The organism is Paenibacillus sp. JT31N11 (assembly GCF_056269285.1).
The window spans coordinates 171,802-190,374 of sequence record NZ_JBWDNQ010000015.1 but is presented as its reverse complement, the minus strand read 5'-3'; the positions used below and the strand labels follow the sequence as shown (position 1 = coordinate 190,374).

Here is an 18,573-nt window from a genome sequence, read left to right as displayed (position 1 = left end):
CTGCTCCAGAACCCGGATGTTTTTGTAATCCGGAACCTGTCGCTCTCTATCTGCTCCAGAACCCGGATGTTTTTGTAATCCGGAACCTCTCGCTCTCTATCTGCTCCAGAATCCGGATGTTTTTGTAATCCGGAACCTCTCGCTCTCTATCTGCTCCAGAACCCGGATGTTTTTGTAATCCGGAACCTGTCGCTCTCTATCTGCTCCAGAACCCGGATGTTTTTGTAATCCGGAACCTCTCGCTCTCTATCTGCTCCAGAACCCGGATGTTTTTGTAATCCGGAACCTCTCGCTCTCTATCTGCTCCAGAACCCGGATGTTTTTGTAATATAATTGTAATGTTTCCTTCATGTTCTTTTCATCTTATTTGCTTATAATAGAGACATGACCCCCCTTTATTATATATTCTCTCTTGCGCCTGCGGATATTGCCGCAGGCCTCTTTTTTTGTTATAAGAGATTCTCCTTAAGAAATGGAATCACTTTGCTCCAAAACCGCGGGTCCTGCTCGGACTGGCTGTGCCCGCTTCCCTCCACATAAAAGGCATCAACCGGCCACTGCTCCGCAAGTATCCGCAGATCATCCGCCGGGATGAAGCTGTCTCCCTTCGCATGAATCATCAATACCGGCACCGCAGCACCAGCTTCGTTCGCCGCCAGCGCATAAGGAATTTGTGCCGCCTTGTATTCGGCACGAGAGATCCCGGCACGCAGCAGCCAAATCGCCGGAATGAAGTAACCAAGCGGGAAGAACGGCAGCTTCTTCCGCTTCAAATCCGCCTTCAGCATGGTCTCGAAGCGGGTAGGCATCGAATCGGTAACAACTGCCCGCACAGGAAGTCCCGCACCCAGCGCGAGCAGCGTGCCGAAGCCGCCGAGCGAATGGCCCAGAACGGCTATCCGCTGCGGATCAATATCCGGCAGCTTACGGGCAGCCAATACCGCGGCTTGAATATCGTCCCGAAACATCAACGCCGAAGGGGCTTTGATGGCTCCGCTGTCCCCATGGCTTCGCGCATCATACAGCAGAACGGCGAGCCCCTCATCGAGCAGCGGCTGCGTATATCTCAACACACGCGAACGATTAGAGCCCCAGCCATGCGCCACGATAACCAGCGGCAGCAGGCTGGAATCCCGGAACTGCATCTCATCGTCCGGAAACAAGAGCCATGCCTGAAGCGCAATTCCTCCGCTGTTGAATGCAAATGACCGGTAGTTACCGACCGGAACAGCAGGATTGGCAATTCTCCTCGGCTGCTGGGCTCTGGCTGCGATAATCCAGATCAACCACAAAAGAAGCGCGACAAGCGCCGCGCTTATTATCAAAGCTATCCTCATAATTACACCGCCTACAGCGATTTGACCGCATCCGCGAATTTACGGGCCCGCTCGGTCAGCAAATCAAAACGTCCTTCTCTCACCCATTCCATATTTACCAGTTTGCTGCCCATTCCCACGGAACAGGCGCCTGCTTTGAAGTAGTCCTGAATATTGTCCAGATCGACGCCGCCGGTGGCCATCATCGGTATTTTATCCAGAGGCGCTTTGATTTCCGCCAAATACTTCCATCCAAGCGTACCCATTGGGAAGATCTTCACCGCTTCCGCTCCCGCTTTCCATGCCCTTACAATCTCAGTTGGCGTCATAACGCCTGGCCATACGGAAATGCCGTTCTTCGTTCCGTAATCGACAACCGCTTCATCCAGATTGGGAGAAATCAGAAACTGGGCGCCTGCAGCGAGGGCTTCCTTCGCCATCGTCAGATCAAGTACCGTTCCTGCGCCGATCCCCGCCCTGTTCCCGTATTTATCGCGCCATCGGCTGATCATCCCAGCAGCGCCCTGCGTATTCATCGTTATTTCCATCAGGGTTATCCCGCCGTTCAGCAGCGCCTCGGCTGCCTGATCGGCATACTTGTCCTCAATGTTGCGGAAGATCGCCACAATTTTCTCCCGGATCAGCACATCCAACATTTGGCTCATTCAAAATTCCCCATTTCCATTAATAGCTGTTTTGGCGCCTTATTCTATTGTAAAAGATATCCTGTACAAGATTCAATCGGTGGTATCCCAATAATCCCGAAGCAGGCGCAGAAACACATTGGGAAAAGCCAGCTCGCGCATATCTTCCGGCCCGATCCAGCGGTAGTGTGGAGGCAGGCCGCCGCTTGGTTCCTTCCGCGGCTTCCCCTTTGTCGTGTAAGATGCGCCCGACTCAGCCGCGAGGAAATTCTGACCGCCTCCGCTCCCGAATAACGTTCCTTCCGAATGATCCGGTTTTTCAAGCGCCGCTTCATTGGCAAGCCAATACCCGAATTCCGCGCGGTACACCTGCACATCCCAAACGATATGGCTGAACACATGCTCCGCCTCGCCCCACCAGCCGGCCGGGCGGACAAGCAGCCCGTCCTGGGCAAACAGCTCACGGCACAGCATATCCGCGTGGATGGCGTGTGTATTCGCCTTGCCTGCTAGGCCGCGGCTGGCAGCGAGGCCGCGAGGTCCGACCCCGGAATCCGGAATAAGATCCGGCTCCGCAGCGCTCTTCAGGGAAAGCAGGCCGCCATCTGTTCCGGCTGCGGCTGCGCTCTGCATCAGCAGCGCTTCACCGCTGCCGATAACTGCAGTGCCTCCAGCCGCAGCGGCTTTCCGCCCGCGGCCTCTGGGCCTCGCTTCGCTGCCTGGCGGCTGCTGGGGCCCCAATACATGCGGCAGCTCCCACATCCGGGCCAGCAGGCCGCTGCCCTGTCGCTGACGCACCAGTATCTTGCCGGCATGCTCGCCGCTGCCAACAACAAATGCGGCAAGCCGCATTTCCGGCCGCGGCGGCTTGGCCTTCGTCTTGATCGGCAGCGTATGCTCCTTCCCTGCCATCCTTCCCTCGCAGTGCGCCATCACCGGGCAGGTCAGACAGCCCGGTGACTTGGGAGTACAGACAAGCGCTCCGAGCTCCATGAGCGCCTGATTGAAATCGCCCGCCGCTCCCTCAGGAATGAGCGACTTAGCAAGCTTCTCGATTTTGATCCTCGTCGAGGGCTTGGCAATATCGTCCTCCAGGCAGAAATACCGCGACAGCACACGCATGACGTTGCCGTCCACAGCCGGCTCCGGCCGGTTGAAGGCGATGCTCATAATAGCGCCAGCCGTGTAAGGGCCTACTCCCCGCAGCGACGAAACGGCATCCTTGTTATCCGGGACAATGCCTCCGTGCCGGGTGAGCACCTCGCTTGCCCCGGCCTGCAGGTTGCGGGCACGCGAATAATAGCCAAGCCCTTCCCAGCACTTCAGCACTTCCTCCTCGGGGGCCTGCGCAAGAGCAGCCGCCGTAGGGAATTTCTCCATGAAACGTTCATAATAAGGAATGACCGTATCCACCCGGGTCTGCTGCAGCATCACTTCGGATACCCAGATCCTGTAGGGATCACGATTGATCCTCCATGGCAGGACACGTTTATTCTCACGGTACCAGCCGAGCAGCTCGCGGCTGAAATAATCTGCTGCTTCCCTATCCATACTTAGTGGTCACCTTCCTCGAGCAAGAGATGCGATTCGCGGTGAACGCGTCTGTACTGCGTCGGAGACAATCCGATATGCTGCTTGAACAGCCGGGACAAATAATGATTTTGCAGCCCCACCTGCCCGGCAACCTCATTCACAGCGCGGTCCGTTTGTTCCAGCAGCCGTCTGGCTTCCTCCAGGCGTCTTCTGTTGACATACTGAATAGGCGAAAAACCGACTGCACTTTTGAAAAAACTGATAAAGTAGTTCGGGTGCAGAAAAGCCAGCTTCGCCAGCTCGTCCACACCAATATTGCCATCCAGGTGCTCATCAATATATTCTAACACACGATCGATCACTTCGAGCGAATCGATTCGCTGCATAATCTCCTCCTGCTGTCCGCAATAATCGAGATAATAAGCAATAACCTCAAGCATGCCCGCCTTCACCCTCAAATCACTGGACAAAGATGTCGAGTGAAAAGCATGGATGAGGCTTTCGAAGCAATCGATGATATGATCTCCATGTACGGGTTTAACGCAAAATGGGAGCTGGAGCAGCTCAAACAGCTGCATATCTCCCATTGATGCGCGAAAGTGGCACCAGTAGATGCCGATGGCAGGCAAAGTCTCGCTGCCAAAAACGATCTGGGATCCCGGCGGCAGCAGATACAGCTGCCCTGTTTGTACTTCATAGCGGCGCCCGTTCATATAAAGGACCCCTTGTCCTTCTTTTATGTACCATAAGCGATAAAACTCGGGAAGGCTCTGCACCCTCAAGCCCGGTCTTGTATATGAGAATGATGCCATTGCCACATCAGCATGGAAATGGTGAAAATAGTTTCGGATGATCGTCATGTAGGTAGGCTTCATTTTCTGCTCCAATCATCATAATAATGAAAACTTTCATTCACTCCAACTAACATTATACGTACAAAAAGGTTAAAAGGATACGACCGGGCATGTCAGGTTTGCAAAGGTTTGCCCAAACGTCCTATACTGGAGAAAATACCCTGAAAGATTAGTTCTAAAGTCAGGAGACACGGCTGCACTGTCCTTTGGCGGCATAGTACGATTCTATAAGGTGAACAATGGAGGACTTTGTGATCATACCATCCTATCGGCAGGCATCTTTGCGCCCGCTGCTATCCCTGCTTCTGTCCATTCTGGCTATTTTGCTGCTAAGCGCCTGCGGAAGTCCTTCAGACGCGCTGGAAGGCCCGGCCGAGGTTGTGCAAATCGCCCGCTCCGCCTGTATATCCTGTCATGGCTCGGAGCTCCAGGGTAAAATGGGCCCTGAAACGAATCTTCAGCATGTAGGCAAGCGGTTATCCAAGGAACAAATCGCCCGGCAAATTAAAAAAGGCGGCGAGAGCATGCCTGCATTCGAGTCTCGGCTGACGGCTGAAGAGATCGAAGGGCTGGCAAGCTGGCTCAGCGGCAAGAAATGACAATTTATCCTCTAATATAAAAAGAACCCGCTCAATTGGCGCAGGCTCTTCATACTGACCTATCCGAAAGGATCAACAGTACCCCTATCCGCTTTCAACCGGATGATAGGGTTCTTTTTTTATATTTTGGCGTGAATTATAAACATACGCTTCAGACTTCAGGAAGTCAAGCTGCGGCAGGCGTTTTGGGAAAATGCGGAAAAGCGCGCGAAACAAAAGAAAAACAGGCAGCGCGCGATAACGCCAGTGCCTGTTTTCGGATCATTATATTTCACATATGTCCTTCAATTGGAGTACAGTTTCAAGCTGGTGATGAGATATTATTTGCTGATACCATTCCAGAACGTCACGTCTTCGACAGGCAGGCGGACAGTCGGATGAGCGGGCTCAAGCGCTTTGCCGACCGCAATCAGCATAACATCGGTATAGCGGTCCGGTATATCGAACAATTCTTTGAGCTGTTGGGCGTTATAACCGGCCATTGGTACCGTATCGTAGCCATGCGCTTTTGCCACAAGCATAAGCTGCATGGAGACAAGGCCCGCATCAATGAGAAAAGCGCTTTTCGTCTTGTCAGGGCTGGATTTCGTGTAATGGTTTGTCAGGTTTGTGACGAGCTGATCTTTCGTCTCGGCCGTCATGTATCCGGCCTCGACCGCCTGCGAATAAATTTTATCCACTTCTTTATAGGCTTCCAGGTCTGCCAAAACGACAACCATCGCGGCAGAAGTCACCGTCTGCTCTTGATTAAAGGCAACCGGCAGCAGCTTCTCTTTCAGAGCCGGATCGTCAATGACCAGAAATCTCCATGGCTGCACATTGGCTCCGGAAGGAGCGAGAGTAGCCTGCGACAGCATCTCTTTCAGCTCCTGTACGGGAATCTTCACGTTGGGATCATATTTGCGCACCGCGTGCCGATCGCGAATAACGGTGAAAAAATCAGTCTCTTTGAATATGCTTGTCTCCATTTTTTGAACTCCTCCTATGATGGAACTAATAAATTCGTCAAGCCATTAAAACAATGCTTTACTTCCCAGTAGAGCCACTGGTAAATTCCTTGCAAAAATTGTTGAACATTGTTTTGTACCTAAAGGTATATTAATTCCTGCGCTCTCCAATGTCAACCGTTGAATTGTAGAGACACTGGAATCAGTCACACGCCGCGGCGTGCGATAAGACCAAAGAGCGACGAAGCGATGGCAATGATTCCACTGACGATGAATACGGCAGCCAGCCCGGCCGAGTCAACAAGCAGGCCCCCCAGTGCGGAGCCGACCGCAATGGCCAGCTGCATCACGGTGATCAGCATGGCGGACGATGCTTCCGGGGCATCCGGAGTTGCTGTCAGCATCAGGGTCTGAAGCGCCAGAGGCACAAGTCCCCATATGATGCCCCATGCGATAAAAAGAATGCTGACGATAATCGGAGCATCGCTCAGTGCGGGCAGGACGGCCAGGATGACCCCAAACGCGGCGGCGGCGCCCACGAAGGTCCAAATGCGGCTGCGTGCCACAAGTGCACTGCCGAGCAGCGTGCCGACGATGCCGGCGAGCCCGTAACCAAGGAACAGCACAGTAGCCAGCCCAGACTCCATATGAGCATTCTGCAGGAGAAACGGCGTCACAAAGGTGGATGCGGCGAACTGCCCCACAGTGACCATTCCTCCCGCGATAAGCACGGTCCGGCCGATCGGAACGCGGAACACCTTTATGAGGTGAGAGAACCGCATCCTACCTATCGCCGGAATCTTCGGCAGAACCGCAAGCTGAATGACGACGATCAGGACGGCCAAAGCCGCCGCTCCGGCAAAAGTCAACCGCCATCCAATGAGGTTCCCGAAGAACTGTCCTGCGGGGAGTCCGATTACGGTACCCGCCGATAGGCCTGCCAAAATAACCGACGTTGCACGCGTGCCCGCCTCCGGGCCTGCCAGGCGAAAGCCCAGAGAAGGGACAACGGCCCAAAAACCGCCAATCGCGACCCCGAGAAACACTCTCGCCAGAAGCAAGATGCCGAAGTTAGGCGCCACGAACGCTATCGCATTCGACAGCACGACGAGAATGCCCAGTATAACAATCAGAAGGCGGCGGTCGAGACGGCCGGCTCCGACGATAACCAGAGGCGCCGCGACAGCCGCGCTCAGGCCAGGGACGAGCACCATCAATCCCGCAGCTCCAAGCGTCACATTCAAATCGTCGGCAACGTTCGGCAGGAAGCCGACAGGGATGAATTCGGTCGTCACGATAACGGCTGCCCCCAGCGCGAGAGAAATCACTCCCAGCCAAGTTCGAATTGACGGCAAAGACTTGCTCATTTTGTACTCCTCCTGAATTTCTGAGATGGAGATATCTAAGCTTTTACAGTTTATATTCTTTGTCTCTTTAAGCTGTAATAGCAGTTATTCCGAACTCATTTTTTATGGCACAATATATATGTACCGTTAGGTAAATATAAGGCAGCCGACCTTTATTGTCAATAAGAAAATTCAAGGAAAAACAATTCAAGACTGTCTATAGAGCATTATATACTTACCTAACAGTACAAATAAATGGAAGGTAAATTCAAAAATTAGAACGGCAAAAAGGCAGTCCCGGACCGTATCCGACCAGGACTGCCTTCCTATTATTGCAAAATTATGCTGACCCGCGGACTGTGAATCCGGGCTCCCTTTGACCAGAAATCCGACTGCTTCTCTTATGCCATTCGCTCAACGATCACAAAAGCCGAAGCCAGCGAGTGATCATGCGTTATCGTGACATGGATGGCCGTTGATGCCGGAGACATCCTGAGCCTCTCCCAAGCCTTGTCAGCCAGTCTGCAGAGCGGCTTGCCGCAATCATCGCGGCCAATCTCGATATCGTGAAAGGACAGCGTACGGCCGATTCCGCAGCCGAAGGCTTTGGATACCGCTTCCTTGGCGGCGAAGCGGCCTGCTGTGAACTCAATAAGCCGCAGGCCGCTCATCTCAGCCGCCCTCCTCAGCTCAAGAGGCGTTAATATCCTTTCCTGGAAACGGGCCCCTGCAGTTCCTTCCAGCAGCCTCTTCATTCGTTCCAGCGATGTCAAATCATGCCCGATCCCGACAATCATTCAGATTTCTCTCCCTTGCTTGCTGTGTAGTTCGGAATGCCGGATTCTCCACCGAAGCGTAATAACTGCAAACGTCAATAAGCTCCCCACCTGATAGGGTGAAGAGCTTATTGGACATACTGCTTATATGCCGGGAATCGGCTCGCGTTTATGTGCAGTCTTGATGTACTGGCGTTCCAGCTTCTCGCGGGCTGCATCACTTACCGTTTTGCCTTCGAGATAAGCGCTGTTCTCATCATAGGTGATACCCAGCTCTTCCTCATCCGTCTGACCTTCCCAAAGTCCCGCGGTAGGAGCTTTGCCCTGTACGCTTGCGGGAACGCCGAGAAAGGCTGCCAGCTGGCGGACCTGGCGTTTGTTCAGCGTGGAGAGGGGGGTAATATCAACTGCCCCGTCTCCCCATTTGGTGTAGAAGCCGGTAATGGCTTCCGAGGCATGATCCGTGCCGACGACCAGCAGATTAAGCTCAAAGGCCAATGCGTACTGCGTAACCATCCGGGTACGCGCCTTCACATTGCCTTTGCCGCCGCGGCTGATATGCCGGGACATGCCAATCGACTTCAAGCCATGCTCCACCTCAAGGGCGACCTCATCAACCGCTTCCTCAATGTTGGTTTCAATGCGGTGCTTCAGGTTAAAAGCCTCCGCCACCTCGTAGCTATGGGCAATATCGCTTTGCTCCCCGTAGGGCTGGAAGACGCCAAGCGTCATATAATCCTTGCCTGTCTCCGCAGACAGCTCATCGGTCGCTTGCTTGCACAGGCCGGCGGCAACGGCGCTGTCGATCCCGCCGCTTATTGCGATGAGCAGCCCGGTCGTCCCTGATTTCACAACGTATTCCTTCAGAAAGTCAACCCGCTTGCGTATTTCATCCTTCGGATCGATTTCCGGTTTTACGCCAAGCTTCGCAATAATTTCCTGCTGTAAGCTCATCCCATCACCTCTTAGCTGCAAAAACGTTCGAAAGCGGAAGTCAGATCTGCCGCGATGTCGGCTGCCGAACGGTTCTCGATTTGATGACGTTCGATAAAGTAAACCAGTTCGCCGTCTTTCATTATGGCAATCGACGGAGATGAAGGAGGGTATGGAGCAAAATATTCACGAGCTTTGGCTGTCGCTTCTTTATCCTGTCCAGCAAACACGGTGTACAGGTGGTCGGGCTTCAATTCGTTCTGGAGCGCCTCGGCTACCCCTGGACGGCATTGACCCGCTGCGCAACCGCAAACGGAGTTGACAACAACAAGCGCGGTTCCTTTGGCATCCGGAAGCTTTGCTTCCACTTCTTCGGGCGTGCGAAGCTCCTCGATTCCAAGGCGTGTAAGATCATCGCGCATCGGCTGCACCATATCGAGCATATATCGTTCAAAAGACATTGACATGTGTAATCACTCCTAATATGAGATCGTTTTCTACTATTATAACGCCGACGGAATTTGAAAGCAAAAGAAAAAGCAACCGGCACTGACCGATTGCTGACCCTATTGCCGGCTTCCGCCGCAGACGCTATATCGAAGGCCGGTTCGGGCCGTCCAATTTCTTATCAAAACCTGCCGATTCCGGTGCCTTGCCACCCGATTGCTGTCTGCGCTGCTGCTTCTGCTCAGCGCTATCCTGCGCCTCTGCAGGAACCTGCTTCGTTTGTCCGTCTTGACTGTTGTTCACTGCCAGCACCTCCTTCCGGTGCTAGTATGTGCGCAATTCTGCCGGGTTATCCCTTTTTTACCTGCAGCAGCGCTCCTCCAGCCGCAAGCAGGATGAAGCACCACTGCAGAGCGCTCAGGCCCGCTGTCAAATCCGGAAAATCGCCTGGCGGGTACGGAGCGAACAGGCTGACCACCAGCCCTCCTATCCCCGCGCCCAGCAGCCCTGCTCTCCCGTATTCTCCGCTTACAGGCTCATTTGCCTGGACCGACCGCAGAAGATATATGTATACAATAAGAAATAACAGCGCATAGATAATCCGATAGGGAAAATCCGTCAGCCCGTTCCAAACCGCACTGCCCGGAAGGACAGCCATAGCCGCGGTATCCAACAGACGCAGCCAGGAAAGCTTGCGGACTCGGACCGCAATCAGCAGATACAACAGGGCCAAGAACAGGCCGATCAAGGCATCTGTATCGCTTCCTCGTACAAGCAGCAGCGATTGCGGCGAATTCCAGACTGACTCGGGGTCTCTTATTATAAAAGCCAGCTTCCATCCCAGCAAAGCAATTACAACCGCGTTGAACAACAGATCCTGCAGGACCCTGTCCGGGCTATCCGGACTTCTCCTCTGCCACAGCCACAATGCGCCAAGCCCGGCTGCGGCCGATAAAATAAAAGTCAGCAGCAAGCCATCCAGGCGAGCTGATCCAATTGAAACCAGTTCCGGCATCCTATTCTCCATATTCCGCCGCTGCTGCGGCCTCATGTATTCGCTGCTGCATGCTGAAGGCTACAATAAACAGCGTACCTTCACCTTCTGTCGATTCAACCTTGATTTGACCCCCGTGACGTTCGACGATACTAAGGCAAAGCGGAAGGCCAAGGCCTGTACCGCGTAATTTTGTTGTATAAAAGGGTTCGAACAGCCTCTCCTGCTGCTCCGCGGAAATCCCGCAGCCGTTGTCGCCAACCCGAAGCTCCACCTGCTGGGCATGAACGACCGTCCCAAGAGTAAGCACACCCTTCTGATCCATGGCCTCCATCCCGTTGCGGGCCAGATTCAATATAAGCTGTTTCATTTCTTTTACATTGAGCAGAAGGCGCGGCATTTGATCAGCCAGCTCCAGTTCAATGGATTGCCCCCGCATATTGGCGTCAGCCCAGAGCAGCGGCAGCATTTCATTGATCAGATCATGCAGCGAACAGCTTTCCTTCTCAATCATCTGGTTCTGGGCAAGAGAAAGAAAGTCGTTGATAATGCTGTTGGCCCGATCAAGCTCGTCCATGACGATACGAAAATATTCCTGTTGATGATCGGGACTGCGCTCCCGCATCAATTGTACGAAGCCGCGAATTACGGCCATTGGATTGCGGATTTCATGCGTGATGCTGGCAGCCATCTGCCCGACGAGGCTAAGCCGTTCCATCCGCCCGACTTCATCGCGCAGACGGCTTACCTCCGTCTTGTCGTAAAGCATAAGAGCCGCACCGATAACGGTTTTGTTTTGCTGGTCACGGACGCTGAATCCCTGCTTCAAATAAATCTTGCCCTGCTCCTGCACGCTGTCGCTGGACATATTATTGCCGCTTAACGCCTCTGCAATCAACTGTCCCAATTCGTCCTGCTCCACATTCTCGTAAAGGCTGGTATAGGACTTGCCGATCAAATCCTCCGGGTCCCCCGATGAAAGTTTATGGTTCAGAATACACATGGCCCGCTTGTTAAGGTGGGAAACAATACCGCTCCTGTCCACGAATATGACGCCAACTTGGCTTTCCTCAAGCATTTGGTGGAGCGTGTGAGCCTCACTTCGCAGCTCGTTTGATACATTTTGAAACTCATCGATATTTTTTTGGCTTTTTAATATTTTTTCCATCAGACTGATGCAAAAAACCACTGCAATCATGCTGATCAGTCCATACAATAAATAATACCGGACAACGGCTGAATCATAGAAATGCCTGGAAGATACAAGATGACTGAATAAGGAATCTCCCATAACCAAAGCCATAATGGTGATCATAAAAAAGGCGATAAACTGTTTTTCTTTGAGCGAAGATTGTTGAAATCGTTTTATGGATACAAACAGCATTGGGATAAGAACAATAACAAGTCCGACCAGATCGATTCCGATCCCCCATCCGTTCCTCAGAAACTGTGAGAGCGCAAACATGAATGCCAATGCGACTGCTGTAAAGCTTCCCCCATATAGAGAACCGATCAGTAATGGAATGGCCCGAAAATCAAGATCGAACCCATGGAAGCTTATCGTGGTGACGGATCCAAACAAGATGGATACGCTGCAGGTCAAGGCAATACAAATGGAAAATCCCTTGTTTTGTTTGAGATGCTCAGTCCACGTCTGAAAGACAAACACGGGTATCAAAGCGACAATGAGTTGCAATAGCGTTTGCTTCCACAAATATCCGATCTCCCCCCAATCCATCCCTTATTTTACCAGCTGTTTATTCCCATTCTCTCCGATTAAAACATAGGTCTATCAAATTTACAATCATCGATCCATTGACTCACTCAGGAAAAATGCCATAAAATCTGATGTTGTCGAATAGACGCTACGCAGTGGAGCAAATATGGACGCAAAAAGAACAAAGGTAGTATGATAGTGGAGACGAATCTGGCTGCACAGCAGCATTGTCCAAATAACTGTTTATGAGCGAGGAGAATATATGAATTACGATGTCGTCATTGTGGGAGGAGGGCCTTCCGGACTAATGGCTTCCATTGCTGCAGCAGAAAGAGGAGCCCGGACCCTGCTTATTGATAAAGGCAATAAACTGGGAAGAAAGCTTGGCATTTCCGGAGGCGGCCGATGCAACGTGACCAATGCCAAGGAGCTCGAGGAGCTGATCCGTCATATCCCCGGCAATGGGCGGTTTCTCTACAGCGCTCTTGCCCAGTTCAGCAACCGCGACATTATGGTTTTCTTCGAGCAGCTTGGCATTCCTTTGAAGGAAGAGGATCGCGGGCGAATGTTTCCTGTATCGGATAAAGCCAAATCGGTCGTGGAAACTCTTATCCGCAAAGCAAGCTCGGAAGGTGTCGAGATGCGGGTCAACGAGCCGGTGGCCGGTCTACTGATTAAGGACGGAGAGCTGCTTGGCGTGAAACTGCGCTCAGGAGAAGAGATCAGAAGTGCAGCCGTTATCATTGCGACCGGAGGGAAATCCGTGCCGCATACCGGCTCGACCGGTGATGGCTATCCCTGGGCGGAGCAGGCCGGTCATACGATTACGGAGCTGTACCCCACGGAGGTGCCGCTTACCTCGGCCGAGCCCTGGATCCAGAACCGCGAGCTTCAGGGCATATCCCTGCAGAGCATCACGCTCACGGTATGGAATGCGAAGGGAAAGAAGCTTGTTGAGCATGAAGGGGATATGATTTTCACCCATTTCGGCCTGTCGGGTCCTGCCGCACTCCGCTGCAGCCAGTTTGTCGTAAAGGCGCTCAGGAAGGATCCCAAGGGTGATGTAGTGGTCAGTATTGATTTGTTCCCGGAGCAATCGGCCGACGAATTATACACGGGCACGATGTCGCTCATCAAGGCTGAGCCCAAGAAGGCAATCAAAAATGTTCTTCGCACGGTCGTGCAGGAACGGCTGCTGGAATGGCTGCTGCGCCGCAGCGGAATTTCGGGGGATTTGACCTTTGACAATGTGGCGAAAGGACCCTGGATGGAGCTTGTGCGGCTGATGAAGCGGATTCCGGTCAACGTAAACGGCACCTTGTCAATCGAAGAGGCTTTCGTTACCGGAGGCGGCGTAAACCTGAAGGAAGTCGATCCCGGCACGATGCAATCCAGGCTGACGCCGGGACTGTTCTTTTGCGGCGAAATATTGGATATCCATGGGTACACCGGAGGTTATAACATCACGGCCGCCTTCACAACCGGCTATACGGCAGGAATGAGCGCAGCTGGGCTGCAGCAATAAGTCCCTTCGGCATGAACAAAGCTGACAGCCATTGTGGCGCTGTCAGCTTTGCAGGAAGGAACGACAGACGCTGCATGCCTGCAAAGCCGTCTATTCCAGGTTTTGAGTTGTCACGTTATTCAATTATGCACATCGCCGGAAAAATGATCGTAAGTGCCGCTGTCGCAGCCAGTGAGATTTTCCTGCCGGGTATCCTCATCGCGGTTATGCAGGGAGTCCTCGGCATCGGGCACAATTAATCCCGTTTGCCCAGGCTCGCTTTGCTCCTCTTTGGCGATCCAGTCCTCATTGACCATATGCGCCGGAATGGGAATTTCCTGCACAGCCAGCTTGCCGCCATGCGCCTGCGCGATCTCGATTGCGGAGGTCAGATCTCCCCCGTCCAGCTGAATATGAACATTAGGTTTTCCATCCAAAAGCACTGGAGCATAACCAAGCTCATCCAACGTATTGGATGCCAGCGCCGCGTCGTTCTCATCAGCAAATTCAAACAGCAGGTCCATATAATTTCGCATCGCGCACACTTTCCCTTCCTACTTGGAATGTCGACCCTATTGTCAACAGTGTGCCCTTTTTAATGCTGTGCCATGCAGACCTGCCGTTCACCGCCGTCTGAATCCATCAGAATTTCAGCCCTTCTCCTGCTTGAATCTGAGCATCATGAAGGTGGACAGGAATTTATTGATGACCATCCATACGAATACAGCCGGTACGATAAGCAGGAGTCCCCCAAGCCCGTACATTTGCAATCCTCCCACCAGGCCCATAAACCCAACGGCAGGCACCACGATCCAGAAGCGGATACGTTCCCCGGACTGCATGAGAACGTCGTCCGGCCATTGGAATTGAGCAATAAAAGCCTCAGCAATCACATTCCGCCAATGAGACTGGACCCATAGTGACAACAGAATAGGGAAAACGGCGATTATGAGCAGCTTCAATCCCCCTGGCGACAAGCTGACGGCAAGCACCGAAAGCGCGGCAAAGCTCAGCCAGATCCGCAGCAGGGAGAAGCGCCTCAGGAAAGATTTCAGGACGGCCTCCGCCAAGATAGCCTCCGCATCAAATGACTTGAATATCCGGTTCGACTGGCGGAAAATCAACGGCCGGTTCAACTGGATACGCGGCTTGCGGGCGATGACGCCCCGCAGAAGCAGTCCTGTGACAGCCAGACGGGCCTTATGCTCCTGCTGGACGTCCGAGTCGAATGTATCGCGCGCCCGCAGCTTCAGGCGCATCAGAGCCAGGAGAACGACGGCTCCGAGCGCAATCGGCAGCAGCAGCTGAAGCCAATCCGCTCCGAATATGATAACCGGTATAATATAGGTTGCGCCCAATATAATGGTGGACAGCAGCTTCCACAGCCATTTGCGCCAGCCGCGGTAGCGCCCTTCGATCAGGTTGCGCCAGATTGCTCCGATCATTGACCATATAAGGGTAAATACAGCCAATGACACGACCGAGCTCATCGTGAGGCCATGCAGGGTAATGAGAAAAGGAAGCAGGAACGCATAGATCAGAACAGTCAGAATGGACAATATGACAGCCGTGTAACCCATGCCGCGCAGCGTCAGGCTGCGTCCCCATTCTTTTCTCTGCAGGAGAAAGAGCACATCGGCGTCTTCCGCGAACGTCCGCAAACGTCCAACCAATACGGCAATCAAAGCAATCCGCTCACCAACCCACAAGGGCATGTCGGCAAGCCAGACCGGCGGATCGCGCCACAGCTCCACATAGAGCCCGCCCCCGATCCAGAGTCCCGGGATCACGATATAAAGCCACACCGACCAATCCAGAGCCGTACGCCAGACGCCCCACTGCTCCCGGATATAACGGACCGCCCTGCGGCGGAACAGCTTTCTTGCCGTCCAGCTCCCGGGCTTGTCCTCTTTCACATCAAGCGGTGCTGCTGGTATTGACTCCACCTTAGAACCTCCCAAGAAGAAACGGCTGCCCGTCTTTCTTTGACGGCGCAGCAGGCTTCTTCATCTCAGAAATATATGTTGCCGTATAGACCGGATATTAGACTTACTTCTAATTAAAAAACAAAACATGATGACCGCGTTCTATGCCTCTTCCGGCAGGCGCTGCCTGTTTTCCCGGTTCAAGTAAGCGCATAGAAACAATCCGTAAGCGGCGCATCCGCAGCGCAGCCTGCCTGCTCCCTGACGGCGTCCAGCGTCCCCTGGGCGACAACGGAGCCGCCATTAATAAGCAGGATCCGGTTGCAGATTCTCTCGGCCGTATCCAGCACATGCGTGCACATCAGGACTCCGGCCCCGCGGCGTCGTTCCGCCTCCAGCAGCTCCAGGAAATCGCGGGTCGCGCGAGGGTCCAGGCCTACGAAAGGCTCATCCACCACATATACATCAGGCTGCAGCATAAAGCCGATAATAAGCATCATCTTCTGCTGCATGCCTTTGGAGAAGCCAGTAGGCAGACGGTGACGATCATCGGTCATGCGAAATCTGTCCAGCATCAATCCGGCTCTTTTCATAAAAGTCGTCTCATCCAGTCCATAGGCTGCCGCCGCCAGCTGCAGATGCTCCCAGAGCGTCATATATTCATACAGCACCGGCTGCTCCGGCACATAGGCGTAGCGTTTGCTCTCGCCTGAGAAGACGATCGTCCCGTCCACATGGCGGAGAAGTCCCAGCAGAGACTTGATCGTGGTGCTTTTGCCCGCACCGTTGGGACCAATCAATCCAACCAGCTCGCCTGCCTCTACGGAAAAGGAAACGTCGCGGATAATCGGCTTGCTCTCTTCATAGCCGGCATTTCGGATGTCTACCGTTAATACGTTCATCGTTTACGTGCTCACTCCTTTATCTTCAAAACCGTTCACCGCATGGCAAGCCTATTTCACTTCATTATAGTATATCGTACTCCGTCAATCACGTATAACCATCTTTAGGATGAGGAGGCATTCATGCATACAACAGCGGTCCCAGCCATGATATACTCTTTACTACCACTCAAAGCAAAGGATGAGGAGCATTGGCCTTCGGCATAACGAGAGCAGAACTGAACCTCTGGAAGAAAACCGTCTTAAGCGGAGAAACCGCCTATTTGACCCACTACTGGTACGATCCGCGTTTTCCCGATATCACCTCCGTCACCAAAGTCGGCAATGCCAACCTGAAGCAGCTCAGGATATGGTGTGTGAAGCATGGATTGAATCCCAAATATATTCATGACCGTCCCCCTTTTCCCCATTTCGATCTCATGGGGGAGAAGCAGCAGGAAATATTGATGAAAGAGAATCTTCAAGATCATTTGACCCGGTTCAAAATGGGCGGATAACTCCGTATCTCATCCGCTGTCTTCTAATATAAAGGCACGAAAAATAGCCGCTCCCTTCGGGCACCCCGAAGAAAGCGGCTCAATAAGCCAGTGCGCTAAACGGTAATACGGTTAACTAGTTCCGGAAAGACTTCAATGCCTCGTTCAAACCCCGTGTCTGACCATATACCTCCTGATAAATACGGAACAGGCCTGCGTATGCGTCTACTGCCGCCTGCTGCGGCTTATAGACAGATGCCCGCTTCACGAAACGTTCAGCGCATGCATCCAGACTTTCGAACCAGCCGCAGCCATAGGCGGCCAGCATAGCTGCTCCAAGGCCCGGTCCCTGCTCATTCTCAAGCGCAACGACGTCGGCATTGAAAATATCGGCCTGCATCTGCAGCCAGACCGGATTCTGCGCGCCCCCGCCGATGGATACGATGGTATCGACCGTCTTGCCGGCCTGACGGAACAGGTCGACAGACTCGTTGAGCGAGAAGGTAATGCCCTCCATAACCGCCCTGGCAAAATGCTTCCGTTCATGCGAGCCGTCTATGCCGATGAAGCTTCCGCGGATGACCGAATCAGCATGAGGCGTACGTTCTCCCACCAGATAAGGTGTAAACAATAGGCCATTCGCACCCGGAGCAATCCCGTCAATGCCGAAGAGCAGTTCATCGAAGGACTCGCCCTTGGCGAACGTATTCTTGAACCAGCTCAAGGAGTATCCGGCCGCAAGCGTCACGCCCATGGCATAGAAGGCATCCTCCTTGCCGTGGTTGAAGAAATGCACCTTGCCGGCATAATCATTGCCGCTGCCGCCCTCGTAGGAGAGAATAACCCCTGAGGTCCCGATGCTGCACATCGTAAGTCCCTCCTGCAGGATGCCTGCTCCAATCGCGCCGCATGCATTGTCCGCACCGCCAGCGAATACTTGAGTCGCAGCGGGCAGACCTGAGCGCTCAGCCGCCTCAGGCAGCAGCGTTCCAACCCATGCATGCGATTCAACCAGCGGCGGGCAGAAGGATTCGCCAAGGCCGAAGGATGCCAGCACATCGCGGCTCCATTTTTTGCCCGCAACGTCCAGCAGCAGCGTTCCCGCCGCATCGGAGTAATCCATATTCAGCGTGCCTGTCAGCCGGTAACGGACGTAATCCTTGGGCAGCAGGAACAGCTCCGCCTGCGCGAACAGCTCCGGCTCATGCTTGCGCACCCACAAAATCTTCGGCAGCGTAAAGCCTTCCAGCGCAGGGTTGCGCGTAATGTTGAGCAGACCTGCTCCCAGCGTCTGTTCAATTTCGCGGCACTCTGCCGTTGTGCGCGTATCATTCCAGAGAATGGCGTTGCGCACAGGATTGCCTTCCCCATCCAGCAGTACAAGTCCATGCATTTGACCGGAGAAGCTGATGCCTTCTACCGCTTCCGGCGCAACTGCGGATGAGCGGAGCAGCTCGGCTATTGCGCCGAGCGTTCCTTCCACCCAATCTTCCGGACGCTGCTCGCTCCAGCCGGAATGCTCATGGAACAGCGGATATTCCCGGGTAGCTTCGCCGGCAACCGCACCGCTGTTGTCAAGCAGCAGCGCCTTCACCGCGCTTGTGCCAAGATCGATCCCGATAACATAAGGCATATAAGCTCAGAGCCTCCCTATTAAATA

Annotated in this window: 19 protein-coding genes; 3 read left to right on the top strand and 16 right to left on the bottom strand. The window is 53.4% G+C overall.

What is annotated here, in order from left to right; translation table 11 throughout:
* Positions 1–449: 449 nt before the first annotated feature.
* The 4 genes from AC0YNV_RS33340 to AC0YNV_RS33325 form a co-directional block, all read right to left on the bottom strand.
* Positions 450–1,337, bottom strand: a complete 888-nt coding sequence (locus tag AC0YNV_RS33340) for an alpha/beta hydrolase (protein WP_475771889.1) — start codon at positions 1,335–1,337, stop codon at positions 450–452.
* An 11-nt stretch (positions 1,338–1,348) separates the two neighbouring features.
* Positions 1,349–1,981: a bifunctional 4-hydroxy-2-oxoglutarate aldolase/2-dehydro-3-deoxy-phosphogluconate aldolase gene (locus tag AC0YNV_RS33335; protein ID WP_475771888.1), complete on the bottom strand. Its 633-nt coding sequence runs from the start codon at positions 1,979–1,981 to the stop codon at positions 1,349–1,351.
* A 72-nt stretch (positions 1,982–2,053) separates the two neighbouring features.
* A complete protein-coding gene (mutY, locus tag AC0YNV_RS33330) occupies positions 2,054–3,511 on the bottom strand; it encodes an A/G-specific adenine glycosylase (protein WP_475771887.1) in 1,458 nt (485 codons plus the stop codon).
* A gap of 2 nt (positions 3,512–3,513) precedes the next feature.
* Positions 3,514–4,305 carry a helix-turn-helix domain-containing protein gene (locus AC0YNV_RS33325; RefSeq protein ID WP_475771894.1) on the bottom strand — a complete coding sequence of 264 codons (792 nt, stop codon included), beginning with the start codon at positions 4,303–4,305 and terminating at the stop codon, positions 3,514–3,516.
* Between the two features lie 293 nt (positions 4,306–4,598).
* Here AC0YNV_RS33325 and AC0YNV_RS33320 point away from each other — a divergent pair, with 293 nt between their 5' ends.
* The gene (locus tag AC0YNV_RS33320) at positions 4,599–4,946 is read left to right on the top strand and encodes a c-type cytochrome (protein WP_475771886.1); all 348 of its coding nucleotides are present in this window, start codon (positions 4,599–4,601) and stop codon (positions 4,944–4,946) included.
* Between the two features lie 320 nt (positions 4,947–5,266).
* Here AC0YNV_RS33320 and AC0YNV_RS33315 read toward each other — a convergent pair whose 3' ends face one another.
* The 8 genes from AC0YNV_RS33315 to AC0YNV_RS33280 all read right to left on the bottom strand — a co-directional run bounded on the left by AC0YNV_RS33315 (position 5,267) and on the right by AC0YNV_RS33280 (position 12,103).
* Positions 5,267–5,914, bottom strand: coding sequence for a nitroreductase family protein (locus AC0YNV_RS33315; RefSeq protein ID WP_475771885.1), 648 nt, complete (start codon positions 5,912–5,914; stop codon positions 5,267–5,269).
* Between the two features lie 185 nt (positions 5,915–6,099).
* Complete coding sequence (locus AC0YNV_RS33310) at positions 6,100–7,260, bottom strand: MFS transporter (RefSeq protein ID WP_475771884.1); 1,161 nt, start codon at positions 7,258–7,260, stop codon at positions 6,100–6,102.
* 380 nt (positions 7,261–7,640) lie between these two features.
* A complete protein-coding gene (gene acpS / locus AC0YNV_RS33305) occupies positions 7,641–8,036 on the bottom strand; it encodes a holo-ACP synthase (protein WP_475771883.1) in 396 nt (131 codons plus the stop codon).
* A 123-nt stretch (positions 8,037–8,159) separates the two neighbouring features.
* On the bottom strand, positions 8,160–8,969 hold the full coding sequence (gene nadE / locus AC0YNV_RS33300; RefSeq protein WP_475771882.1) for an ammonia-dependent NAD(+) synthetase: 810 nt from the start codon (positions 8,967–8,969) through the stop codon (positions 8,160–8,162).
* A gap of 11 nt (positions 8,970–8,980) precedes the next feature.
* Positions 8,981–9,415, bottom strand: coding sequence for a BrxA/BrxB family bacilliredoxin (locus AC0YNV_RS33295; RefSeq protein ID WP_210044119.1), 435 nt, complete (start codon positions 9,413–9,415; stop codon positions 8,981–8,983).
* A gap of 124 nt (positions 9,416–9,539) precedes the next feature.
* Complete coding sequence (locus AC0YNV_RS33290) at positions 9,540–9,698, bottom strand: hypothetical protein (RefSeq protein ID WP_210044118.1); 159 nt, start codon at positions 9,696–9,698, stop codon at positions 9,540–9,542.
* Positions 9,699–9,744: 46 nt separating this feature from the next.
* Positions 9,745–10,410 (bottom strand): hypothetical protein, encoded by a 666-nt coding sequence (locus AC0YNV_RS33285; protein ID WP_475771881.1) that lies wholly within the window; start codon positions 10,408–10,410, stop codon positions 9,745–9,747.
* A 1-nt stretch (position 10,411) separates the two neighbouring features.
* Positions 10,412–12,103 carry a two-component system sensor histidine kinase NtrB gene (locus AC0YNV_RS33280; RefSeq protein WP_475771880.1) on the bottom strand — a complete coding sequence of 564 codons (1,692 nt, stop codon included), beginning with the start codon at positions 12,101–12,103 and terminating at the stop codon, positions 10,412–10,414.
* 265 nt (positions 12,104–12,368) lie between these two features.
* Between AC0YNV_RS33280 and AC0YNV_RS33275 the strand changes: the two genes are divergently transcribed.
* Complete coding sequence (locus tag AC0YNV_RS33275; RefSeq protein ID WP_475771879.1) at positions 12,369–13,631, top strand: BaiN/RdsA family NAD(P)/FAD-dependent oxidoreductase; 1,263 nt, start codon at positions 12,369–12,371, stop codon at positions 13,629–13,631.
* Positions 13,632–13,750: 119 nt separating this feature from the next.
* Here AC0YNV_RS33275 and AC0YNV_RS33270 read toward each other — a convergent pair whose 3' ends face one another.
* The 3 genes from AC0YNV_RS33270 to AC0YNV_RS33260 all read right to left on the bottom strand — a co-directional run bounded on the left by AC0YNV_RS33270 (position 13,751) and on the right by AC0YNV_RS33260 (position 16,437).
* Positions 13,751–14,146 (bottom strand): hypothetical protein, encoded by a 396-nt coding sequence (locus AC0YNV_RS33270; RefSeq protein WP_475771878.1) that lies wholly within the window; start codon positions 14,144–14,146, stop codon positions 13,751–13,753.
* A gap of 114 nt (positions 14,147–14,260) precedes the next feature.
* Complete coding sequence (locus AC0YNV_RS33265; protein WP_475771877.1) at positions 14,261–15,556, bottom strand: ABC transporter permease; 1,296 nt, start codon at positions 15,554–15,556, stop codon at positions 14,261–14,263.
* A 179-nt stretch (positions 15,557–15,735) separates the two neighbouring features.
* A complete protein-coding gene (locus AC0YNV_RS33260; protein WP_210044112.1) occupies positions 15,736–16,437 on the bottom strand; it encodes an ABC transporter ATP-binding protein in 702 nt (233 codons plus the stop codon).
* A 191-nt stretch (positions 16,438–16,628) separates the two neighbouring features.
* Here AC0YNV_RS33260 and AC0YNV_RS33255 point away from each other — a divergent pair, with 191 nt between their 5' ends.
* Entirely contained in the window at positions 16,629–16,934 is a 306-nt protein-coding gene (locus tag AC0YNV_RS33255) for a hypothetical protein (RefSeq protein ID WP_475771876.1), read from the top strand.
* A gap of 115 nt (positions 16,935–17,049) precedes the next feature.
* Here the strand turns inward: AC0YNV_RS33255 and xylB are convergent, their stop codons facing one another.
* The gene (gene xylB, locus AC0YNV_RS33250) at positions 17,050–18,546 is read right to left on the bottom strand and encodes a xylulokinase (protein WP_475771875.1); all 1,497 of its coding nucleotides are present in this window, start codon (positions 18,544–18,546) and stop codon (positions 17,050–17,052) included.
* Positions 18,547–18,573 lie beyond the last annotated feature (27 nt).

Excerpts from the sequence above, each read along its gene's own strand:
- AC0YNV_RS33340 (WP_475771889.1), bottom strand. The coding sequence starts at position 1,337 with ATGAGGATAGCTTTGATAATAAGCGCGGCGCTTGTCGCGCTTCTTTTG.
- AC0YNV_RS33335 (WP_475771888.1), bottom strand. The coding sequence starts at position 1,981 with ATGAGCCAAATGTTGGATGTGCTGATCCGGGAGAAAATTGTGGCGATC.
- mutY (WP_475771887.1), bottom strand. The coding sequence starts at position 3,511 with ATGGATAGGGAAGCAGCAGATTATTTCAGCCGCGAGCTGCTCGGCTGG.
- AC0YNV_RS33325 (WP_475771894.1), bottom strand. The coding sequence starts at position 4,305 with ATGGCATCATTCTCATATACAAGACCGGGCTTGAGGGTGCAGAGCCTT.
- AC0YNV_RS33315 (WP_475771885.1), bottom strand. The coding sequence starts at position 5,914 with ATGGAGACAAGCATATTCAAAGAGACTGATTTTTTCACCGTTATTCGC.
- AC0YNV_RS33310 (WP_475771884.1), bottom strand. The coding sequence starts at position 7,260 with ATGAGCAAGTCTTTGCCGTCAATTCGAACTTGGCTGGGAGTGATTTCT.
- acpS (WP_475771883.1), bottom strand. The coding sequence starts at position 8,036 with ATGATTGTCGGGATCGGGCATGATTTGACATCGCTGGAACGAATGAAG.
- nadE (WP_475771882.1), bottom strand. The coding sequence starts at position 8,969 with ATGAGCTTACAGCAGGAAATTATTGCGAAGCTTGGCGTAAAACCGGAA.
- AC0YNV_RS33295 (WP_210044119.1), bottom strand. The coding sequence starts at position 9,415 with ATGTCAATGTCTTTTGAACGATATATGCTCGATATGGTGCAGCCGATG.
- AC0YNV_RS33285 (WP_475771881.1), bottom strand. The coding sequence starts at position 10,410 with ATGCCGGAACTGGTTTCAATTGGATCAGCTCGCCTGGATGGCTTGCTG.
- AC0YNV_RS33275 (WP_475771879.1), top strand. The coding sequence starts at position 12,369 with ATGAATTACGATGTCGTCATTGTGGGAGGAGGGCCTTCCGGACTAATG.
- AC0YNV_RS33270 (WP_475771878.1), bottom strand. The coding sequence starts at position 14,146 with ATGCGAAATTATATGGACCTGCTGTTTGAATTTGCTGATGAGAACGAC.
- AC0YNV_RS33260 (WP_210044112.1), bottom strand. The coding sequence starts at position 16,437 with ATGAACGTATTAACGGTAGACATCCGAAATGCCGGCTATGAAGAGAGC.
- xylB (WP_475771875.1), bottom strand. The coding sequence starts at position 18,546 with ATGCCTTATGTTATCGGGATCGATCTTGGCACAAGCGCGGTGAAGGCG.